18 protein-coding genes are annotated in these 18,751 nt (G+C 72.7%); 8 read left to right on the top strand and 10 right to left on the bottom strand.

Features of this window, described 5'->3' with window-relative positions:
• Nucleotides 1-67: 67 nt before the first annotated feature.
• The 3 genes from ACFWAR_RS28265 to ACFWAR_RS28275 form a co-directional block, all read right to left on the bottom strand.
• Nucleotides 68-1,528 (bottom strand): hypothetical protein, encoded by a 1,461-nt coding sequence (locus ACFWAR_RS28265; RefSeq protein WP_385782831.1) that lies wholly within the window; start codon nt 1,526-1,528, stop codon nt 68-70.
• 104 nt (nt 1,529-1,632) lie between these two features.
• A complete protein-coding gene (locus tag ACFWAR_RS28270) occupies nt 1,633-2,157 on the bottom strand; it encodes a SigE family RNA polymerase sigma factor (RefSeq protein ID WP_354382079.1) in 525 nt (174 codons plus the stop codon).
• 155 nt (nt 2,158-2,312) lie between these two features.
• Nucleotides 2,313-2,993, bottom strand: coding sequence for a DUF4386 domain-containing protein (locus ACFWAR_RS28275; protein ID WP_385782835.1), 681 nt, complete (start codon nt 2,991-2,993; stop codon nt 2,313-2,315).
• A gap of 126 nt (nt 2,994-3,119) precedes the next feature.
• Between ACFWAR_RS28275 and ACFWAR_RS28280 the strand changes: the two genes are divergently transcribed.
• The 4 genes from ACFWAR_RS28280 to ACFWAR_RS28295 all read left to right on the top strand — a co-directional run bounded on the left by ACFWAR_RS28280 (nt 3,120) and on the right by ACFWAR_RS28295 (nt 7,186).
• Complete coding sequence (locus ACFWAR_RS28280) at nt 3,120-3,812, top strand: TetR/AcrR family transcriptional regulator C-terminal domain-containing protein (RefSeq protein ID WP_385782838.1); 693 nt, start codon at nt 3,120-3,122, stop codon at nt 3,810-3,812.
• A gap of 113 nt (nt 3,813-3,925) precedes the next feature.
• A complete protein-coding gene (locus ACFWAR_RS28285; RefSeq protein WP_385782841.1) occupies nt 3,926-4,957 on the top strand; it encodes a sulfotransferase in 1,032 nt (343 codons plus the stop codon).
• Between the two features lie 151 nt (nt 4,958-5,108).
• A complete protein-coding gene (locus ACFWAR_RS28290; RefSeq protein ID WP_385782844.1) occupies nt 5,109-5,465 on the top strand; it encodes a hypothetical protein in 357 nt (118 codons plus the stop codon).
• On the top strand, nt 5,465-7,186 hold the full coding sequence (locus ACFWAR_RS28295) for a protein kinase (RefSeq protein WP_385782846.1): 1,722 nt from the start codon (nt 5,465-5,467) through the stop codon (nt 7,184-7,186). Before ACFWAR_RS28290 ends, ACFWAR_RS28295 begins: the two co-directional genes overlap by 1 nt.
• Nucleotides 7,187-7,220: 34 nt before the next feature.
• On the opposite strand, the gene ACFWAR_RS28300 is transcribed toward ACFWAR_RS28295, so the two are convergent.
• Nucleotides 7,221-7,751, bottom strand: a complete 531-nt coding sequence (locus tag ACFWAR_RS28300; protein ID WP_385782850.1) for a hypothetical protein — start codon at nt 7,749-7,751, stop codon at nt 7,221-7,223.
• 211 nt (nt 7,752-7,962) lie between these two features.
• On the bottom strand, nt 7,963-8,901 hold the full coding sequence (locus ACFWAR_RS28305; RefSeq protein ID WP_385782852.1) for an NADP-dependent oxidoreductase: 939 nt from the start codon (nt 8,899-8,901) through the stop codon (nt 7,963-7,965).
• Between the two features lie 118 nt (nt 8,902-9,019).
• Between ACFWAR_RS28305 and ACFWAR_RS28310 the strand changes: the two genes are divergently transcribed.
• Nucleotides 9,020-9,679: an MSMEG_1061 family FMN-dependent PPOX-type flavoprotein gene (locus ACFWAR_RS28310; protein WP_385782855.1), complete on the top strand. Its 660-nt coding sequence runs from the start codon at nt 9,020-9,022 to the stop codon at nt 9,677-9,679.
• A 41-nt stretch (nt 9,680-9,720) separates the two neighbouring features.
• A complete protein-coding gene (locus ACFWAR_RS28315) occupies nt 9,721-10,350 on the top strand; it encodes a class I SAM-dependent methyltransferase (protein WP_385782858.1) in 630 nt (209 codons plus the stop codon).
• Nucleotides 10,351-10,364: 14 nt separating this feature from the next.
• Here the strand turns inward: ACFWAR_RS28315 and ACFWAR_RS28320 are convergent, their stop codons facing one another.
• Nucleotides 10,365-11,534 carry a barstar family protein gene (locus ACFWAR_RS28320; protein ID WP_385782862.1) on the bottom strand — a complete coding sequence of 390 codons (1,170 nt, stop codon included), beginning with the start codon at nt 11,532-11,534 and terminating at the stop codon, nt 10,365-10,367.
• Nucleotides 11,535-11,582: 48 nt separating this feature from the next.
• A complete protein-coding gene (locus ACFWAR_RS28325) occupies nt 11,583-12,149 on the bottom strand; it encodes a hypothetical protein (protein WP_385782865.1) in 567 nt (188 codons plus the stop codon).
• A gap of 313 nt (nt 12,150-12,462) precedes the next feature.
• Here ACFWAR_RS28325 and ACFWAR_RS28330 point away from each other — a divergent pair, with 313 nt between their 5' ends.
• Nucleotides 12,463-14,565, top strand: coding sequence for a glucose PTS transporter subunit IIA (locus ACFWAR_RS28330; protein WP_385782868.1), 2,103 nt, complete (start codon nt 12,463-12,465; stop codon nt 14,563-14,565).
• Nucleotides 14,566-14,727: 162 nt separating this feature from the next.
• Complete coding sequence (locus ACFWAR_RS28335) at nt 14,728-15,585, top strand: PRD domain-containing protein (RefSeq protein ID WP_385782870.1); 858 nt, start codon at nt 14,728-14,730, stop codon at nt 15,583-15,585.
• A 34-nt stretch (nt 15,586-15,619) separates the two neighbouring features.
• On the opposite strand, the gene ACFWAR_RS28340 is transcribed toward ACFWAR_RS28335, so the two are convergent.
• From ACFWAR_RS28340 to ACFWAR_RS28350, 3 genes are all read right to left on the bottom strand, one after another.
• A complete protein-coding gene (locus tag ACFWAR_RS28340; protein ID WP_385782873.1) occupies nt 15,620-16,900 on the bottom strand; it encodes a hypothetical protein in 1,281 nt (426 codons plus the stop codon).
• Nucleotides 16,901-17,034: 134 nt separating this feature from the next.
• Entirely contained in the window at nt 17,035-17,631 is a 597-nt protein-coding gene (locus ACFWAR_RS28345) for a flavoprotein (RefSeq protein ID WP_385782876.1), read from the bottom strand.
• 71 nt (nt 17,632-17,702) lie between these two features.
• A partial coding sequence (locus ACFWAR_RS28350; RefSeq protein ID WP_385782879.1) for a lanthionine synthetase C family protein occupies nt 17,703-18,751 on the bottom strand: 1,049 nt, incomplete at its 5' end.

Below are 18,751 nucleotides of genomic sequence, written 5' to 3' on the forward strand. Positions count from 1 at the left end.
GGTCGGGAACAGCCGCGAGCACATCCCGACCCGGGCGGAACAACCGGGCGCGACTACGGGTGGGTGATCAGGCGAACCACTTCGGGTCGAGGGCGATGGCCTTGATCTGCGCCATCGTCAACAGGGGCTTGGCGCGGGTGGCCGCCTTCCCCTGGTCGCCGGTGTTGAAGGCCGACACGACCACGCGGCGCCCGTCGGGGCGCAGCGTGTCCACGCTCCACCAGAGCACGCCCGCGCCGCCCTTCTCGCCCGCCTTCTGCTCGGCCAGCACCCGGGTGCCGTCGGGCAGGACGACGACGCCCGGTCCGTTGAAGCGGTCCTTGAGGTCTTCGCCCATGCCTTCCTGGACGTTGACCTGGACCAGGGAGGCGCCCTTGCCGTCATCGAGCACGAGCGAACCGAAGCCGGGCTGTCCGGCCCTGCGCAGCACCTTGACGCCGGACTTCGGCACCAGGGATTCCAGGACCGCGAGCGTGCGGCCGTAGTGGGCGCTCTCCGCGTCCGAGTCGCCCCGGCCGGCGTCGCCCGGGTCGGGGGTCTGGGCCGTTCCGCCGGACGGCTGCGGAGCGCCGGCGGTGGAGCCGCCCGCGTCCTTGGCCCGGTCGGGGGTCGCACCGGCGGTGGTGCCGGTGCCGGTGCTCGTGCCCGTGGAGGCGCCCGGGGCCGCCGCCGTTCCCGTGTCGGCGGCGGAAGCCGTTCCCGGCGACGCCTGCTGGGGCGCGGGCAGCCGGCTCGCGACCTGGCGCCACAGGGTCGAGGTGGTGAAGGCCTTCAACTGCGCCTTGGTCAGCGGCGGGTTGGTCCGGGTGACGGGCTGCCCCTTCTCCGCGGGGGCGTTCCACTCGGACACGTCGACCTGGTAGCCCTCGCGGGTGACCAGGATCGCCCGCCAGAGCTTGGTGGGCTCGCGCTTGTCCGGGTACTCGTAGCCCTGGAAGACGTTCAGCCTGGCGCCGTCCGACAGCGTTTCGAGGGTGCAGGCGTCGTACGGGACCACCTTGCGGTCGGGGCACTTGAGCATGTCCTCGGCCGCCTGCCCGTGCGGGTCGGTGCGGGAGAGGCCGACGGAGATGGCCGCGCGGCCCTTGCCGTCGTCGTACACACCGGCCACCGCCGCGTTCGGCGACTGGTCGGAGCCGCTCGGCACGGTCGCCGCGGTGTCGCTGACCCGCCCGCCCGTCAGCAACTGCCGGTAGATCTCGATCAGTCGGGCCGCGGTGACCCCGCCGCCCGGCTGCCCGGCGGACGGGGAGGAGGCGGCGGCCGTCTGGGTGTTGGGGAGGGGAGCGGCCGCGACGTTCGCCCTGTTGTCGCTCGCGGTTCCGACGGCGATCAGGCCGCTCCCGTAGGCGCCGACGGATCCGACGACGGCCAGGGCCAGCGCCGAACCGCCGACGACGGAGGCCCGGCGACGCGCCAGCAGTCGGCGGCCGCGCCGCTCGCCGGCGGCCACCAGGTCCGGGCGACCGGGGACGAATCCGTCCCCCGCGCTCCGTAGGGCCGCGCCGAGCTCATCTTCAAAGGGCATGCCGAATCACCTTCCGGGTGGTAGTGGGCAAACGTGCCGGTGTGGTCCGGCGACGGACGTGACGGGATCGACGGGCGGGACATCGCGCGGGTGGGTCCCCGCGCTCAGGTGGCCACGAACACGCTGAGGCTGCCGCCCAGTTCCGCACGGAGCCGGGCGAGCGCGCGGGAGCTGCGCGTGCGCACCGCGGCCGAGGTGACGTTCATGGCCTCGGCGGTCTCCTCGACGCTGCGGTCCTCCCAGTACCGCAGCACGAGCACCGCCCGGTCCTTGGGGGCCAGGTGGCCCAGAGCTTCCAGCAAGGTCAGCCGCAGGGCCGGATCGGCCCCGGCGACCGGGAGCGGCGTCGCCCCGCCCGAGTCGGTCGGCACGGCGAAGGGTCGCTCCCCCGCTGAGCGCCGGCGCTTGTGTTTGAGGAACTCCCGCACCAGCACCGTCTGCGCGTACGCCGCCGGATTGTCGATACTGGAGGTCCGCCCCCAGATCAGGTACATCCGACCCAGGGTTTCCTGCACGAGGTCCTCGGCGAGATGGGTGTCCCCACTCGCCAGCAGACAGGCCGACCGGTAAAGACTCCCCGCCCGGCCTTCCGCGAATTCGCGGAACCCCTCCCTGCGCACTTGCCGCATCCCCGTCCCCCCTCATTTCCGACTCACCCCATAGACGCGTGGGGAGCACGGGAATGTTTCACCTCGTGGGAGGGGAATTAACGGAACTCGGGCGTCCAGCGACGGGACGCACGGCGGACCGGTCCGGAACCCGCCCGTCGGCGCGCGGCCGGGGGCTAGGCGCCCACCCGCACGGCCCCGCGGCCGGGTCCGAACCCCTTGACGATCAGCCGTCCGGCCAGCCCCAACTCCCAGGCGAACACCGGGAGCGCGGCCACCGACCCCGCCACGGAGAGCTGTGCGTAGGCCCCGAACATCACGGCGACGGCCGAGGCGCAGATCAGCGGACCGCCGATCAGCCCGAGCACGGCGATGGAACGCGGAACGAGGCGTGCGCGGTGGGCCAGGTACGCGAGGAGGACCGTGTTCAGGCCGAGGGCGATGTTGGGTCCGAGCAGGAACGTCCAGTCGTGCACGGCCACCAGAGCCGCGTCGGCGCCGCCCGCGCCGCCCGCCGCCCCCGCGTCCCGCCGCAGGGTGACGAGGGCGAGGACGGAGACGATCCCGAGCGCGATGACGGCCGACTCCAGCAGCCGCCCGAAGGCGTACCCCAGCGCGAGCCCCTCGCCGTGGCGCCGCAGGACGGGGAACAGCGCCGCCCCGGTACCCGCGACCGCCAGCACCAGCACCACCTCGCAGAGGGCCCCGAGCAGCGCCCGCGTGTCGGCGCCCCGGGGGAGGCTCCCGTCCCCCGCGCCCAGGAGGGGGCGGTACAGCACCGCCCCCGCGACGGCGGCGACTTCGGTCAGCAGGAACAGCGCCCCGGCGGCCACCGCGGTTCTCCGGTCCGGACTCATCTTCTGGCTACCCCTCGCTCGATGGAGGTGTACGCCGTACACCTTGCAGGGACCATAGGTGTACGCCGTACACTCGTCAAGGAGGAGCAGCTCACGGAGCCGTCGAGAGGGAAGGGGCCGACCGAAGTGACCCGGCAGGAAGCCACGCACGCGCAACGGATCCCGCTGAACCGGGACCGCGTACTGCGCGCCGCCGTCGTGCTCGCCGACGCCATCGGCATCGAGGCACTCAGCATGCGCAGGCTCGCGCAGGAGCTGGACGTCGTACCGATGGCCCTCTACAAGCACGTGGCGAACAAGGAGGAGCTGCTCGACGGCATGGCCGACGCGGTCGTCGGCGAGGTCGACCCGCCGGCCGCGGGCCCCGACTGGCAACGCGTCGTCCGCGACCGGATCCTCTCGGCCCGACGCGCCCTGCTGCGTCACCCCTGGGCGGCCCGGGTCATCGAGTCGCGGACCGGCCCCACCCCGGCCGTGCTGGCGTACCTGGACTCGATGGCCGGGACCTTCCGGGGCGGCGGCCTCTCCGCCGACCTCACGCACCACGTCATGCACGCGATGGGCAGCCGCCTGCTCGGCTTCAGCCAGGAGTTGTTCGACACCTCCGCTTCCGCCGCTTCCGCCGGGCCCCCCGATCCCGCCCTGGCCGCGGCCTACCCGCACATCGCGGAACTGGCGTCGACGGCCGCGCACGACGGGGGCACCACGCCCAACGGCGGCTGCGACGACCAGTTCGAGTTCGAATTCGCCCTGGACCTCCTCCTGAACGGCTTCGAAACCCTGCGCCGCGAGGGCTGGACCTCCACCCGGACGCCGTAGCGCCCCGGCGACACGCGGGGGCGCGCGGGGCCGTCTTGCCGGAGCCGATCGTGACCCGCTATTGCTGTACCCGTTCGCGAAGACCACGTGTCCGATCGAAGGAGAGTGGCCGCATGCGCACCCTGACGTTCATCGTCGGCACGGGCCGCAGCGGATCGACCGCGTTGTCCGGCATCGTCAACGCGCATCCGGACGTGCTCAGTCTCAACGAGCTGTTGTCGTCGGTGCAGAGCCGCGGCTTCCCCGAGGGGCCGCTCGGCGGGGGTGAGTTCTGGCGACTGCTCGCCGAACCGAATGCCACCTTCGAGTCCATGATCCGCAGCGGCGTTCCAATGCCGGAGTTCGTCTACACCCGCCGCCCGGGTCGGTTCGCGACCGGGACCACCGGCATCCCCGCCCTCTGCCTGATGGTGCTCCCCCACCTCACCGACGACCCCGACGGGCTGTTCGACGAGCTGGGGGAACAGGTGCGCCACTGGCCGGACCGCACGGCGGCGGAGCACTACGGAGCCCTCTTCGACCTGCTGTGCGCGCGGTTCGGGAACAGCGCGGTCGTCGAGCGGTCCGGCTACTCGTCGGACCGGGTACCGCTCCTGCGCACGGTCTTCCCCCGGGCCCGTTTCGTCCACCTGTACAGGGACGGGCCCGACTGCGCCCTGTCGATGAGTCGACACACGGGCTACCGGCTGATCCTCCTCGTACGGGAGATCCTCGCGCGGACCGGCGCCGAACGGCCCGGTGACCTCACCCCGGACCAGATCCGATCGCTGCCGCCCGAGCTCTCGGCCCTGCTGGCCGACCGCTTCGACCCGGCGCTCGTGCGGGACAGCGACCTGCGCGCGACCCGGTTCGCCGCGCTGTGGTCCGAGCTCGTCGAGCGCGGCGTACGGCATCTGGGCGCGGTACCCGCACCCGTACGGACCACGCTCGCCTACGAGGACCTGCTCGACGCGCCCCGCGAGGAGCTGACGCGGCTGGCCCGCTTCATCGGCGTCGAGCCGCTCCCGTCCTGGCTCGACGTCGGCAGCGCCCGGCTCGACGGCAGCCGCCGGGGCGCCTCCCTGCGGCTGCCGGAGGCCGAACTCGCCGCGCTGCGCGAGCACTGCGCCCCCGGCGTGCGCGCCCTGGCCGGCGCCGGGGGCTGAGCGACGTCGCCGCCCGGGACCACGGATCGGCCCGGAGACCTCCCGGAAGCTCGCAGGTCAGGCATGTGTTGTACGGGTCGGCGGACCTGTGGGGGGTGGTGGACCTATGCTGCAGGCCGTCGGAACGCGATGAGTGCGGGGAGGCGTCGTTGTGGAGGAGTACCGCGTCGAGCTGAGCGGAGAAGCGGAGTCCGTCGAAGGGGAGTTGCGGAGCCTGGCTCGGTGGCTGCGCGACGACGACGCGATCCGGAGCACGGCCCTGGTCAAGCTGACCCAGCCGCCGCCGCGGCCGGGTGAGATGGGCGCCGCCTTCGACGTCGTCCAACTCGTGGTGGACAGCGCCTTCCAGCTGGGCAACCTCGCCCTCGCCTATGCGGCGTGGCGCGCCGCCCGCCCCCGGTCGGCCGTCGTCACCGTCGAGCACCGCGGACGTCGGGTCACCCTCGACACGGCCGATCCGGAGGAGATCGCGAGGATCCTGGCGGTGCTGGGCGAGGACGGAGCCTGATGCCGGGAGTGCCCGACCCGCTGGTGGGCCCGCGGTCGCGGGCCGTGCTGGTGGGTACCGCGCACTACACCCACCTCCCCGCCCTGCCCGCGGTGGCGAACAACCTGCACGGCCTGAACGCGCTCGTCACCGGAGCCGCGCACCTCGGGCTGCCGACGGAGAACTCCACGGTCATCCTGGATCCCCGGACCCCCAGCGAGGTGCTCAAGCCGCTTCGCCGGGCCGCGCAGGAGGCCACCGACACGCTGATCCTGTACTACGCCGGACACGGTCTCCAGGACGAGGACGACCTCGACCTCCACCTCGGCCTGGTCGACTCCCACGTGGACTCGCCCGAGGACTCGTTGGCGTACTCGGCCGTCCGCAGGGTCGTGTTGAGGACCCGGGCCAGACGCCGGATCGTCATCCTGGACAGCTGCTACAGCGGCCTGGCGATGGGGGCCATGTCCGACCCGGCGCAGGCGCTCGCCGGTCAGGCCGCGATCGAGGGCGTGTACCTGATGTGTTCCGCCGGGGCCACGGCCGCGGCCCTCGCCACACCCGGAGAACCGTTCACGGCCTTCACCGAACAGCTCATCGCCGTCTTGGAGTCCGGGATCGAGGACGGCCCCGAGTTCGTCACGCTGGACGGGGCGTTCAGCCACGTCCGGGAGCAACTCACCGCGCGCAAGCGGCCCGTTCCCCGGCGGCAGGTGCGGGAGTCGATCGGCGCCCTGGTACTGGCGCGCAACCCCGGCCACGTCCCGCCGTCCCCCCACCCCGGATCCGCTCCCGGCCACGACTCCCCGGGCGGGTCCGGGCTCGGGTCCGGGTCGGGGTCGACGCAGCGCCGGACCCGGGACGGGTCGCTCGTCCTCGCCTCGCGCTACCGGATCGGGGCCCTGCTGGGACTCGGCGGCATGGCCGAGGTCCTGGAGGCCCATGACGACCGGCTCGACCGGCCCGTGGCGGTCAAGCTGCTCCGGCAGGACCTCGCTCGGGACGCGGGCTTCCAAACCCGTTTCCGTCGGGAGGCGAGGTCCACCGCCTCGCTCAACCACCCCGCCATCGTGGCCGTGCACGACAGCGGCGAAGAGGACATCGAGGGGGTCCTCGTCCCGTACATCGTCATGGAGAAGGTGGCCGGGAAGACCCTGCGGCACTGGCTCGACTCCGGAGTCCGCTTCCCGCTCCGGGACGTTCTGCTCGCCGGCGCCGGGATCCTCCACGCCCTGGACCACGCGCACGCGTGCGGGATCGTCCACCGCGACATCAGGCCCGCCAACATCATGGTCACGCTGACCGGTCAGATCAAGGTGATGGACTTCGGCATCGCCCAACTCCTCGGCGAGGCAAGGTCCCTGACACAGAGTGTCACCATGATCGGTACGGCGCAGTACCTCGCACCCGAGGCGATGCGGGGCGACCCGGTGGACGAACGAGCGGACCTGTACTCCACCGGCTGCGTCCTGTACGAGATGCTGGCCGGACGGCCCCCGTTCACGGGGCCGTCCCCGATCGGCATCGCGAAGGCGCACGTGCTGGACCGGCCGGAGCCGCCCTCGGTGCACGCTCCCGGTGTCCCGGCGGAGGTGGACGCGCTGGTGCTGCGCGCCCTCGGCAAGTCCCCCGACGACCGCTTCCGGTGGGCGCAGGAGATGGCCGAGGCACTGACCGAGGTGGTCGGGCGGTTGGACCGGCGAGCGGACCGACCCGTGGATCAGCGGGCGACCGGCGGTTGACCGGGCACCGGCCCCGGCCCCGGCCCCGGCAGTCCTACGTGTGATCGACGAACCACGCCGTGCAGGTACTGGTGTTGGAGTCCTTGGGCATCATGCAGGCGCGTACGGCGTACGACTTGCCGGACTGCTGCAGGCGGACGGTGGGGGTTTCGAGGTAGTTCCACGAGGCGTTCCACCAGGTGGCCTCGAACGGCCCGCACTGCTTCCAACCGCCGTTGGACTGAACCGCCGAGGTCGAGGGGTGCCCGGGGCTGGAGCCCATGGTGAACAGGTTGGTGCTCCGGTCGATCCAGACCTTGTCGTACCGCGCCACGTAGCCCTCGATCGCCGCCTTGGCGTACGCGTCGGTGGCCTTGGCGGTGTAGATCGTGACCTGGCGGTCGCCGGACGTCGCGTGGCCGGAGTCGCCCACCACGTCGTTGTCCGACAGCCAGTCGCAGTTGTCCGCCGACGCGGCGCCCGGTGCCGGGGCGGCCCGCACGGGGACGGCCTCCGCCGACCCGGCCAGCCCCATCGTCGACAGGACCACCACCGCGGCCACCACCGCTCCTCGCGAAACCCGCATGATCTCCACCCCTCCGCTTCGCCCGTACGACTGCCTGAGCAGCGTTTCGACGGCAGCGTAGGCGGCGCCGTCCCGGCCGCCCAGAGGAACGACCGCCTCCTTTGTCACGATCACCCCCCACATCCGGCCCCACCGACTCCGCAACCGCCCGCCCCACTACGGCACGACCCCACGGGCTCGGTCGGGAGGAGGCTCGGTTCGGTGCGGGGGCTCAGGGGACGAGGACGATCTTTCCCTGTACCCGGCCGGTCTCGCTGAGGTCGTGGGCCTTGGCGGCCTCGGTGAGCGGGAAGGTCTGCGCGATGGTGGGGCGCAGGCCGTGGGCGTCGACGAGATCGGCGAAGGAGGTGAGTACGGCGGGAGTCGGTTCCAGGAAGAACTCCACGAACCTGATGCCGAGTTCGGCCGCGCGGCGCACCACCTCGGTGCGGTCCACACCGACACCGACCACGTCGACCAGGATGCCGCCCTCGTCGAGGGTGGGCAGGGAGCGGGGCCCGTAGTCGTTGCTGATCGTGTCCAGCACCGCGTGGATCCCGCGGAGGGCCGAGAAGTCCTCCACCGTGTAGTCGATCAGCTCGTCGGCCCCGAGTCCGCGCAGGTAGGCGTGCTTGGCCGCGCGGGCGGTGCCGATGACGTGGGCCCCCCGCGCCTTGGCTATCTGTACGCCGAGGTGGCCGACCCCACCGGCGGCGCCGTGGATCAGCACCCGCTGACCGGGCTGTACATCGGCGAGGGTGACCAGGGCCTGGTAGGCGGTGAAGCCGGAGATCGGCAGGGCCGCGGCGCCCACGTGGTCGAGGCTGCGCGGCTTGGGTGCGATCCGGTCCTCGGTGACCAGCACGTGGTCCGCGTGGCTGCCGTGCGGCGGCACGGTCCAGCCGTAGACCTCTTCGCCGATCGCGAAGCGGGTGACCCCCTCCCCCACGGCCTCCACGACGCCGCTGAACTCGTGACCGAGCACGAAGGGCGGCGGCCCGAAGAAGTCCACCTTGCCGATGCGGACCTTCCAGTCGGCGGGGTTCATGCCGGTGGCCCGCACCCGGACCAGGACCTCGCCGGCGCCGGGGGCGCGGAGCGGGATCTCGGCGACCTCCAGCACGTCGGAAGCGCCCAGAGCGTGCTGCGTGATCACCCGTGTCGTCGTCATGGAGATCATTCTGATCTTGATGATCATGGATGGGAAGCGCTTTTCCCCGCACGGCCGTTCGCCGACCCGATCAGGGGGTGCACGAGATCGCTCGCATCGGCCCCTTAGGCTCGCGGGCATGACGACACCACTGGCCGGCAGTGCCTTCGACGCGCTCCGTCTCGACGCCGTATCCGACCAGGAGGCGCTGCGCCGCACCTACGAGCTCCCGAGCGAGGCGGCCGTGCGCAAGCAGATGACCGAACTCACGCCGCAGACGGCACGGTTGATCGGTTGCTCCTCGCTGGTCCTGGTGGCCAGCGCGGACGCCGAGGGCAACTGTGACGTCTCTCCGCGCGGCGGTCCCGCCGGGTTCGTCGCCGTCCTGGACTCACGGACGGTGGCGATACCGGACGCGACGGGCAACAAGCGGCTGGACACCCTGCAGAACGTCATCGCCACCGGACGGGCCGGGCTGCTGTTCATCGTCCCGGGACGCACCACGACGCTCAGGGTGAACGGCCGGGCCTGCGTCTCCACCCGCCCGGAGCTGCTGTCGCGGCTGACCGCCGTGGGCAAGCCGCCGGCCAGTGCGCTGGTGGTGGGGATCGAGGAGGTCTACCCCCACTGCCCCAAGTCGCTGCTGCGCGGCTCGGCGTGGAAGCCGCAGGAGTGGCTGGCGGCGGACGCCCAGCCCGCCTCGGCCGAGGTGACGCTGGCCCAGCTGCGCATGCCGGGGCTGACCCTCGCCACCGTCGAGCAGGCGGAGGCGGACTCGCTGAAGTACCGGTACGAGTGAAGGGGAGCGGCCGTGACGGGAGGATGGTTGACTGCCTTCCCGTGACGGAGCACCAGGAGGAGACCAGGACGGCCTACGACGGGGTCGTCGAGCTGTACGCGTCGATGTTCGCGGGCAAGCTCGAGGCGCAGCCCTTCTCGCGGAACATGATCGCCACCTTCGCCGAGTTGGTGCGCGGGGCGGGGAACCCGCGGGCGGCCGACGTCGGGTGCGGGCCCGGACATCTCACGGCCATGCTGCACGACCTGGGACTGGACGCCTTCGGGCTCGACCTCTCCCCGGGCATGGTCGACCACGCCCGGCGGGCCCATCCGGCGCTGCGGTTCGACGTGGCACGGATGGAGGCCCTTCCCGTCGAGGACGGCGCGCTGGGCGGTGTGCTGGCCCACTACTCGATGATCCACACCCCTCCCGCGGAGCTGCCCGGGCTGCTCGCCGAGCTGGTGCGCGTCCTGGCGCCGGGGGGCCTGCTCATGGTCTCGTTCTTCGCGACCGACGGGCCCGATCCGGTCCGTTTCGACCACAAGGTGACGCCCGCCTACAGCTGGCCGGTGTACCGGATCGCCGAGCTGCTGGACCGGGCCGGGCTCGACGCGTTCGCCCGACTGCTCCACGACCCGCGCTCCGAACGGGGTTTCCTCGACGCCCACGTGCTGGCCCGCCTGCGCTGACTCCGGGGTGCCGCTCATCGGAGCACCACCGTGACGCCGCGCGCCGCGAGGAGCTGGAGGATCTCCTCGAAGTAGGAGAGCCGGCCGTCCGGTCCGTCGGTCACGTCCGCCAGGGCTCGACGTGCGATCGCGCCGTCGTGCCAGATCAGGGTGAAGGGCGGGACCAGTCCGAATCCCCCGAACAGGCAGTCCTCGAAGGTGTCCCGGTCCCGGCCGAAGTAGCGGCCGGGACCGATCAGGGCCTCGGCCATCGCGCAGTGCAGCCCGGGGACGTCGGTGACGAACCGGCCGTCGAGGTGGTGCTCGCCGCCGGTCCGGTCCGGCCCTGACGCGCGCACGCGCCAGGCCCGCGTGGTGAGGCTCAGCCACGCGGCCCGGCCCTGCCCGTCGTAGGGCGCCCACGCGTTGGGCCCGGTCGGCGGGCCCTGGTACCACGCTTCCCAGACCGGTCGGACCGCCGGCAGCGGCCTGTCGTCGCCGCCGTCCGTGAGGGTGATGTCCTCCAGAGCGCCACCGAGCCCGGACGGGCTGACGGCGCGGACGCCCAGGCCCACCGGGTGGGAGGCCATCACCGCACCGTGCCGGTCCAGCACCAGGAGGTCGGCTCCGCTCCGTCCCCAGCGGCGCGGTCGCTGCGTCCCCTGGAGCAGCGGTTCCACGGCCTCGCAGCCGATCAGCCGGAGGGGGACGGGGGCGGGGTCCTCGCGCGGCCCTGCCAAACCCTCGACGTCGACGCACCCGCCGATGCTCCGCGCGCCCGCCGTCGCCGCGTGGAGCACGAAGCGGGGCTCGGTCAGCCGCGCGCGCAGCATCTCGTCCACCCTGACACCGGCGCCCAGTACGACGTCGTACCGCGCCGGATCCGCCGGACCCACGGGAACGGGCCGATGGGCACGCCGGGCCGACACGACCGCGTCGACGAGGGTCCACCACTGCACCGGGTCCTCGCCGTCCCAGACCTCCACGCATACGTCGCCCAGCCCTCGGGGCGGGTCGGCGACCTCCGCGTCGGGCGCGGCGAGGATCTCGCTCAGCGCTCCCTCCGGATCGGGGCGGAATCCGCGGAGGGTGAGGACCTCGCGCGGCAGCGGCACCGGTTCGACGAAGAGCCCTTCGACATCGACGCACCTCCCCCAGAGCTGCTCGACGCCCGCTTCGTCCTCCTGCACCAGCAGGTACCTCACCGGGAGATCCCGGTCCCGTCCCACGCGATCCACGCTCCGCACGCGCCCTCAGACGTGGAAGTCGAGGCCGGTGGCCGGGTCGTGGGACATCAGCGTCGGCATCCCCGAGGCGTAGGTGGCGCATTCGGCGGTCAGTACGGACGGGCGTCGGCCGGCCGTCGCGATCTCGGTCAGGAAACGCCGTACGGCCGCCACGCCCGCCCCGTCGACGACCCGGTCGGGCCAGACGGAGAACTCGATCTCCTCCTCGTGGAGGGGCAGGGCGAAGAACCACACGTCGCCGAAGCGGGCCCGGAAGGCGAAGGTCGTGCCCCGGCCCTCCGGCTCGTGCGCCCACGCGCGGAAGAGCTCGGTGGTCTCCGGGTGCGTCGGATCGAGCCGGGGGTAGGGGTGGTCGATCTCGACCTCGTCGGCCACGACGCGCAGCCGTTCGAGGACCGCGATCCACTCGTCGCCCGTCACGTCGAGGATCCGGATGTCGCGCAGGCTGCCGTCGATGCGGAAGACGTCGCACATCCAGGGCTCCGGAAGGCACGGCTCCCGGCCGCAGCGATCCTCGGCGGCCCCGTCCCCGTGCGGCACGCCGACCCGTCCCCCTGTGCTCTCTTCCCCCATGCGATCACGATAGGGGGTGGGGGGAGGTGGCCGTGACGCAGGTCTCCCCCTGTCGTTCGTGCCGAGGAACCGCTGGTCACCGTGGTCGGTGTTAATGTGGCGTTAGATCGATCTCGATCACAGGGTTGTTACTCCCCGAGCGCGTCACCGTCATCGCCCAGCGCGATGCCACGGCGGTGATCCGTTCCCCGGGAGGCAAGGCCTGGGTAGCGCCTTTGGCGCGACCCGGGCCTTTTTTGTTGCCCTGACCCGGGTGGGAGAGATCGCGGACCGATGGCAGGACGGCGAGAGCCCAGAGATGCAAGGACGCATCATGAACACACCCACGGCAGGGCCCGGTGAGCTGGCGGAGAGGATCCTTCGCGGCGTCGGCGGGGCGGGGAACGTCGAGAGCCTGACGCACTGCGCCACCCGGCTCCGTTTCCAGCTCCATGACGGGTCGAAGGTCGACAAGGCCGCTCTCGACGCCCTCGACGGGGTGATGGGCACGGTGGCGCAGTCCGGTGACCGCTTCCAGATCGTGATCGGCGGGGCCGTCGCGAACGTCTACTCGAAGCTGATGAACCTGCCGTCGATGAGCGGTGGCGGCACTGCCCGCCCGCAGTCCGACGCGGACGTCAAGGCCGCCGCCCGGTCCAAGGGCCGCGGCCGCTACGCCTGGGTCGACAACTTCTTCGAGTACCTCTCCGACTCGTTCCGCCCGCTGATGGGCGTGCTCCTGGGCTCCTCGCTGATCATCGCGATCGCCTCCGTCCTCGACGCCGTGGGCCTCGTGGACTTCCGGGCCGCGGACAAGTCCGCCACCTGGGTGTTCGTCGACGCCATGTGGCGTTCGGTGCTGTACTTCCTGCCGATCATGGTCGCCTACAACGCGGCGAAGAAGCTGAAGATCGATCCCTGGGTGGGCGCCGCGGTGATGGCCGCGGTGATGACCCCGAACTTCACCGGCATGCTGAACGAGAAGTCCGGGATCCCCGGCATCAACTGCACCACGAACGCGACCCTCGGTACGCAGGAGTGCGTGGCGCACGTCTTCGGGCTGCCGATGCAGCTGAACGACTACGGCGGCCAGGTCTTCGTACCGCTGCTGATGGTCGGTGTGCTCGCCCTGGTCTACAAGGGCCTGCAGCGCCTCTTCCCGGAGACCGTGCACCTGGTCTTCGTACCGTTCTTCAGCATGCTGATCATGATCCCGGTGACCGCCTTCCTCATCGGTCCGATGGGTGTCTGGGCCGGTAACGGCCTCGGCTCGGGTCTGTCCTGGCTGAACGGCAACGCCCCGATCGTCTTCGCGATCATCATTCCGCTGCTGTACCCGTTCCTGGTGCCGCTGGGCCTGCACTGGCCGCTGAACGCGCTCATGCTGGTGAACATCAACACCCTCGGCTACGACTTCATCCAGGGCCCCATGGGCGCGTGGAACTTCGCCTGCTTCGGCGCGACCGCCGGTGTCCTGCTGCTCTCGCTGCGCCACCGCGAGAAGGAGATGCGCCAGACCGCCACCGGCGCCCTGGCCGCGGGCCTGCTCGGCGGCATCTCCGAGCCCTCGCTCTACGGCATCCACCTGCGCTTCAAGCGGATCTACCCGCGCATGCTCGTCGGCTGCCTCGTCGGCGGTGTGATCGTGGGCGTCCTGGGCGGCGTGGACACGAAGGCCTTCGCCTTCACCTCCCTGCTGACCATCCCGGTCTTCGACCCGATGGGCACCTACACCATCGCGATCACGGCCTCCTTCTTCGTCTCGATGGCGCTCGTGTACTTCTCCGACTTCCGCACCCCGCAGGAGCGCGCCCTGGCCAACGCCGAGCGCGACGTCGCCGAGGCCGCCGCCCGTGGTGGGGCCGAGACGGCGGACGACCGCGAGCTCGTCACCGTCGGCGCGGCCTCCGTCGGCGCCACCTCCACCGCCGCCCCCGCGGCCTCGGGCGGTGCCGGTACGGCCGCCGTCCCCGCCGCGGGCAAGGGCGTCGAACTCGCGGCGCCGGTCGCGGGCCGCGTGGTCGGTCTCGACGAGGTCGGGGACCCGGTCTTCGCCTCCCGTGCGCTCGGCGAGGGCGTGGGCATCGAGCCGACCGACGGCCGGGTCGTCGCCCCGGTCGACGGCGAGCTGGTCACGGTCGTGAAGACCGGCCACGCCTTCGGCATCCGCACCGCGGACGGCATCGAGGTGCTGGTCCACGTCGGCATCGACACGGTGCAGATGAACGGGGAGGGCTTCGACGTCCGCGTCGAGTCCGGCCGGCAGGTGTCCGCGGGCGACCTCCTCGTCGAGGTCGACCTCGACGCGGTGCGCGCCGCCGGGCACCCGACCGTCACGCTGATGACGGTCACCAACACCGCGGAGCTCGCCTCGGTCGAGCCGCACACCGGCGAGGACGTCGCCGCCGGCGCCCCCGTGGTGACCGTACGGCACTGATCCACCCGCTCCGCTCCTGCCCGATCCGCTCCTGCCCGGCCCGTTCGGGGCCGGGCAGAGCCGGGTGCGGCCGGGCCGGATCAGGGCCGGATGGGGCGGAGCCGTCGGACAGTGCGAGATCATGGGCAGACATCGAACTCGGGACAGGAAGGCGAGCAGGCGGTGAAGGCGCTGCGTGTCCTCAACAACAACGTGGTCCTGGCACGCGACGAGCAGGGCCAGGAGGTCATCCTCACCGGGCGCGGCATCGGCTTCAACTGCCGCCAGGGCCAGGTCGTCGACCCGGCGCTGATCGTGCGCGTCTTCGTACCGGCCGACGGCCGTGATCCGGACCATCTGGCCGAGGTGCTCACGCTCATCGGCGAGGAGGTCCTGCGGGCCGTCGTGATCGCCCTCAGCGAGGTCGGCATCGAGGGGCGCGAGTCCACCCGCCCCACCCTCGCGATCGCCGTCGCCGACCACGTCGCCGGCGCCCTGGACCGGGCCGCGCGGGGCATCGTCGTCGAGTACCCGTTGCAGGCCGAGGCCCAGACCCTGTACGCCGCCGAGTACGCCCAGGCGCGGCGCCTGCTGGCGGCCATCAACGAGCGCGTGGACCCCCAGCTGGCCCCCTCGGAGGCGACCGCCCTCACGTTGCACCTGGTCAACGCCGGTTTCGCCTCGGGCGACCTGTCCTTCACGTACACGATGACCGGGGTCATCCAGCAGATGCTCGCCGTCGTACGGGAGCGGTACGGGCTGGAGGTCCCCCAGGAGTCGATGAGCGCGGCGCGGTTCATCACCCACGTGCGCTACCTCTTCGTACGCGTCCAGCAGCACCGCCAGCTGAAGGGGCACGAGTCCACGATCGGCAAGGGCATCCGCCAGCACTACCCGGACGCGACCCACACCGCGCAGCAGCTGGCGACGATCGTCGAGCTGCGCCTGGGGCAGCAGCTGAGCGAGGACGAGGTCTCCTACCTCGCGCTCCACGTGGCCCGCATGACCGCGGAGGCCGACACCGACGCCGACACCGCGTGACGCGCGGGGTGCCGGTACCGGTGTCGGCGCCCCGTCACGTGCGCAGCGAGGCGCGGACCACGGCGATCCGGCCCTGGTACTCCGCCGCTTCCCGCAGCACGGTGTGGGTCACCCACTCCTGCGGGTAGCCCCCGTTCAGGCGGTTCTCGACGGTGTCGAAGACGGTCTGCGGATCGGCCACCGACCAGGTGCGCACCACCCACGCCGCCGGGTCGTTCATCGGCGTCAGCTCCACCGACGGCAGGAACGGCAGCTGGCGCCAGGCGGTGGCGCTGCCGACCGTGCTGATCCTGGGCTCGGCGAGGAAGGCCCCCAGTCGGGTGCCGAGCGTCCCGAGGTCGATGGTGCGCCCGCCGCCCCAGTAGGTGCGCATCGCGGCCAGGCTCTCCTGGGCGTCGGGCTTGCGCAGGCTCATCCCCTCCGTGGTGAGGCCCGCCCACCAGGGGGCCGTGTAGGCGCCGATGTAGCCCTGTTGGAGGACGGCGCCCTGGTCGGAGGGGCGCTTCTCGATGAGGAAGTGGTGCAGCATCGGATTGAAGATCTCGTAGACGGTCCGCACCGTCACGGGGGTCAGGAGGAGCTGGCGCAGGGCGGCCCCCTGCCCCTGTCCGAAGGTGGTCTCGGCCTCGCGCTGGATGTCCCCGCCGAGGTCGAAGAGGCGGCCCGTCATGTGCTCGCCCGTCATCCCGCAGGTGCCCCACGCGTAGGTGTAGCGCCGCTCGTGGTCGACGATGTCCTGCGCGCCCGTCACCACGCTCGACGGGTCGTAGCGCACGAGCACCGACGGGGGACGCACGGGGACCCGGAAGGCCAGCACCGCGGGCGGGACCGCGCCCTGACCGTTCCAGGTGCCGAGGGCGGTGGTCGCGGCCGCCCAGGTCGGGAAGGCGTAGCCGTTGAGCGGATCGCTCGCCAGGGCCAGCAGGCCCGCGCCGCGGATGGTCGCGGTGAGGGCGAGGAGGTCGGTGACGGGCGGCGCCAGGGCGAGGGCGGCCGCACTCGCGTACCGGGTGCCGAGCAGGGTGACGGTCCCGCCGGGCAGGGTCACGCTCGCCGGGCGGCGGGCGACGGTCAGCATGTTGGGCAGGGTCTGCGGGGTGCGCTGCTCGACGGGCGCCGCCTCGAAGATGTTGAGCGCCCGCAGGAAGGCGTTCTCGTTCGGGAAGGTCCAGGCGCTGCCCGGAACCCCGAAGAGGAAGGCCAGCGAGGCGGCGTGGCCCCCCTCGCCGAGCCCGTCGCCGAGTTGGTCGAGCGCCTTGCGCCGGATGGCGATGTCGGCGGGCGGGTACTTGGTCGTGCCGATCTGTACGTACACGGATGCCTCCCCCTCGGGCGTCCGGGCGGCGGACGCCCCCCGGCACCAGCTCCGCGACGCACCGTACTCGCGCGGTGACGCGACGACAATGGTCCGTCGGGACCGGGTTGTCGCGTCGTGCGCGGCGGCTCGCGTCAGGCTCCTCGGACCTCGGCGAACGCCTTCGCCGCGCACTCCAGCGCGGACCCCAGCTCGCTCCCCCACCCGTCGGTGGCCCTGCCCTCGTGTACGGAGGTGCCCGCGCCGGGGGGCACCACGTGGAAGCCGTCCTCCTCCAGCGTGCGCAGGTTCCGTCGGACGGCCGGGCGGCGCAGTGCGGTGGCCGGGATCGACGGGCCGATGACCACGGGAGCCGGGGTGTTCATGACCGTGGTCAGCGCGAGGTCGTCGGCGATGCCCGCCGCGCACTTCCCGATGAAGTTGACGGTGGCCGGCAGCACCAGGACCAGGTCGGCCCATTCCGCCAGCTCCTGGTGCGGCACCCGGCCCTGCTCGGTGTCCCATGCGGGCCCGCTGACCGGTGCCTGGGCTGCGGCCGCCACGGCCCGGCGGGAGACCAGGAGATCGGCGGACGCCGTCAGGCAGACCCGCACCGACCAGCCGCAGGTCACCCTCAGCCACATGGCCCAGGTGGGCATCTTCACCACGTCGAAGGCGCCCGTGCCCACCATCAGGACCTGTCCCCGGGGCAGCGGGACGAGGTCGCGTGCCGTGGCGGTGCCAGAACTCATGGTGGGTCTCCTCGTGCGGTCCGGGCGGGGTGAGGGGGGCGGGGTGGGGCGAGGGCGGTCGGGCGTGCTCGTCAGGACAGCAGCAGCACCCGATCCCAGTGCGGGCCGTCCTCGGCTCCCGCGCTGTCCCCGGGCAGCATCGACAGGAGCGTCGCCGCGACCCCGGCCGCCCCTTCCAGGAGCCCTCCGTTGTCCACGGCGCGCAGCGGCTGCGCGCGGTCCCAGCCCCGGTCGGACCGTACGGGCGACAGGTGACGGAAGCCGAAGGGCGCGTCCGGTTCCGCCAGGGCGGCCAGCTCCTCGGCCCGCGGTGCGCTCCGATCGAGCATCTCCCGGTCCCCGGTGAGCCGCCCCAGCCGCCACAGGCCCTGGAGGAACCCGGCCCGGCCGTGGCAGAGCGTGGGGCCCTTGAGGTGGGCCCCGGTGCCGGGACGGCGCAGCAGCGCGCGGGCGGCGTCGAGGGCGAGCCGGTGCCAGTCGCTCTCGCCGGTGAGCCGGGCGGCCCCGGCGAGCGCGTTCGCGATGCCCACCGCTCCGTAGCACCATGCCCCGCCCGAGGCCGCGGCGGCGTGCGCGGAGGGGGGCGTGCTGCCGCCGGCGCCCCGTACGACCTCGTCGTCGAAGGCCAGCCGGGGCTCCCAGTAGGGTCCGGCCGCGTCGCGGTCGGCCCGGTCCGCGAGCCAGCGGCCCATGTCCCGGACGGCGTCGAGCTGCCCGTCCACCGTGACCCCCGCTTCGGCGCAGCGGACGAGCAGTGCCAACGGGCCCGCGATGCCGTGGGCGAGACCGAGGGTGAAGTCCCCGCGGGGGAACAGCTCCCGGTCCGCGGGGGTGGCCTGGAGCGGGCCGGGCACCCACCAGCCGGGGACCCGGTGGCCGTCGACCGTCACCGGCCGGGACAGGGCGCCGAGTTGGGTGAGGGTGGCGCGCAGGGCCGGTTCGGCCGCGGCCCGCTCCCCGGCGTCCCCTTCGACCACGGCGCCGAGCAGCAGCCGCCCGGTGCCGGCGGCGCCGGAGATCACGTCGTACGTCGTCCAGTCCACCCCCGTGCGGGGCGGGGCGGGGGGGGTGGCGGGCGCGCCCCCCGCCGCCCGGGGGGTGGTGGCCCCGGGGGGGGGCC

The organism is Streptomyces sp. NPDC059917 (assembly GCF_042730635.1).
Lineage (GTDB): Bacteria > Actinomycetota > Actinomycetes > Streptomycetales > Streptomycetaceae > Streptomyces.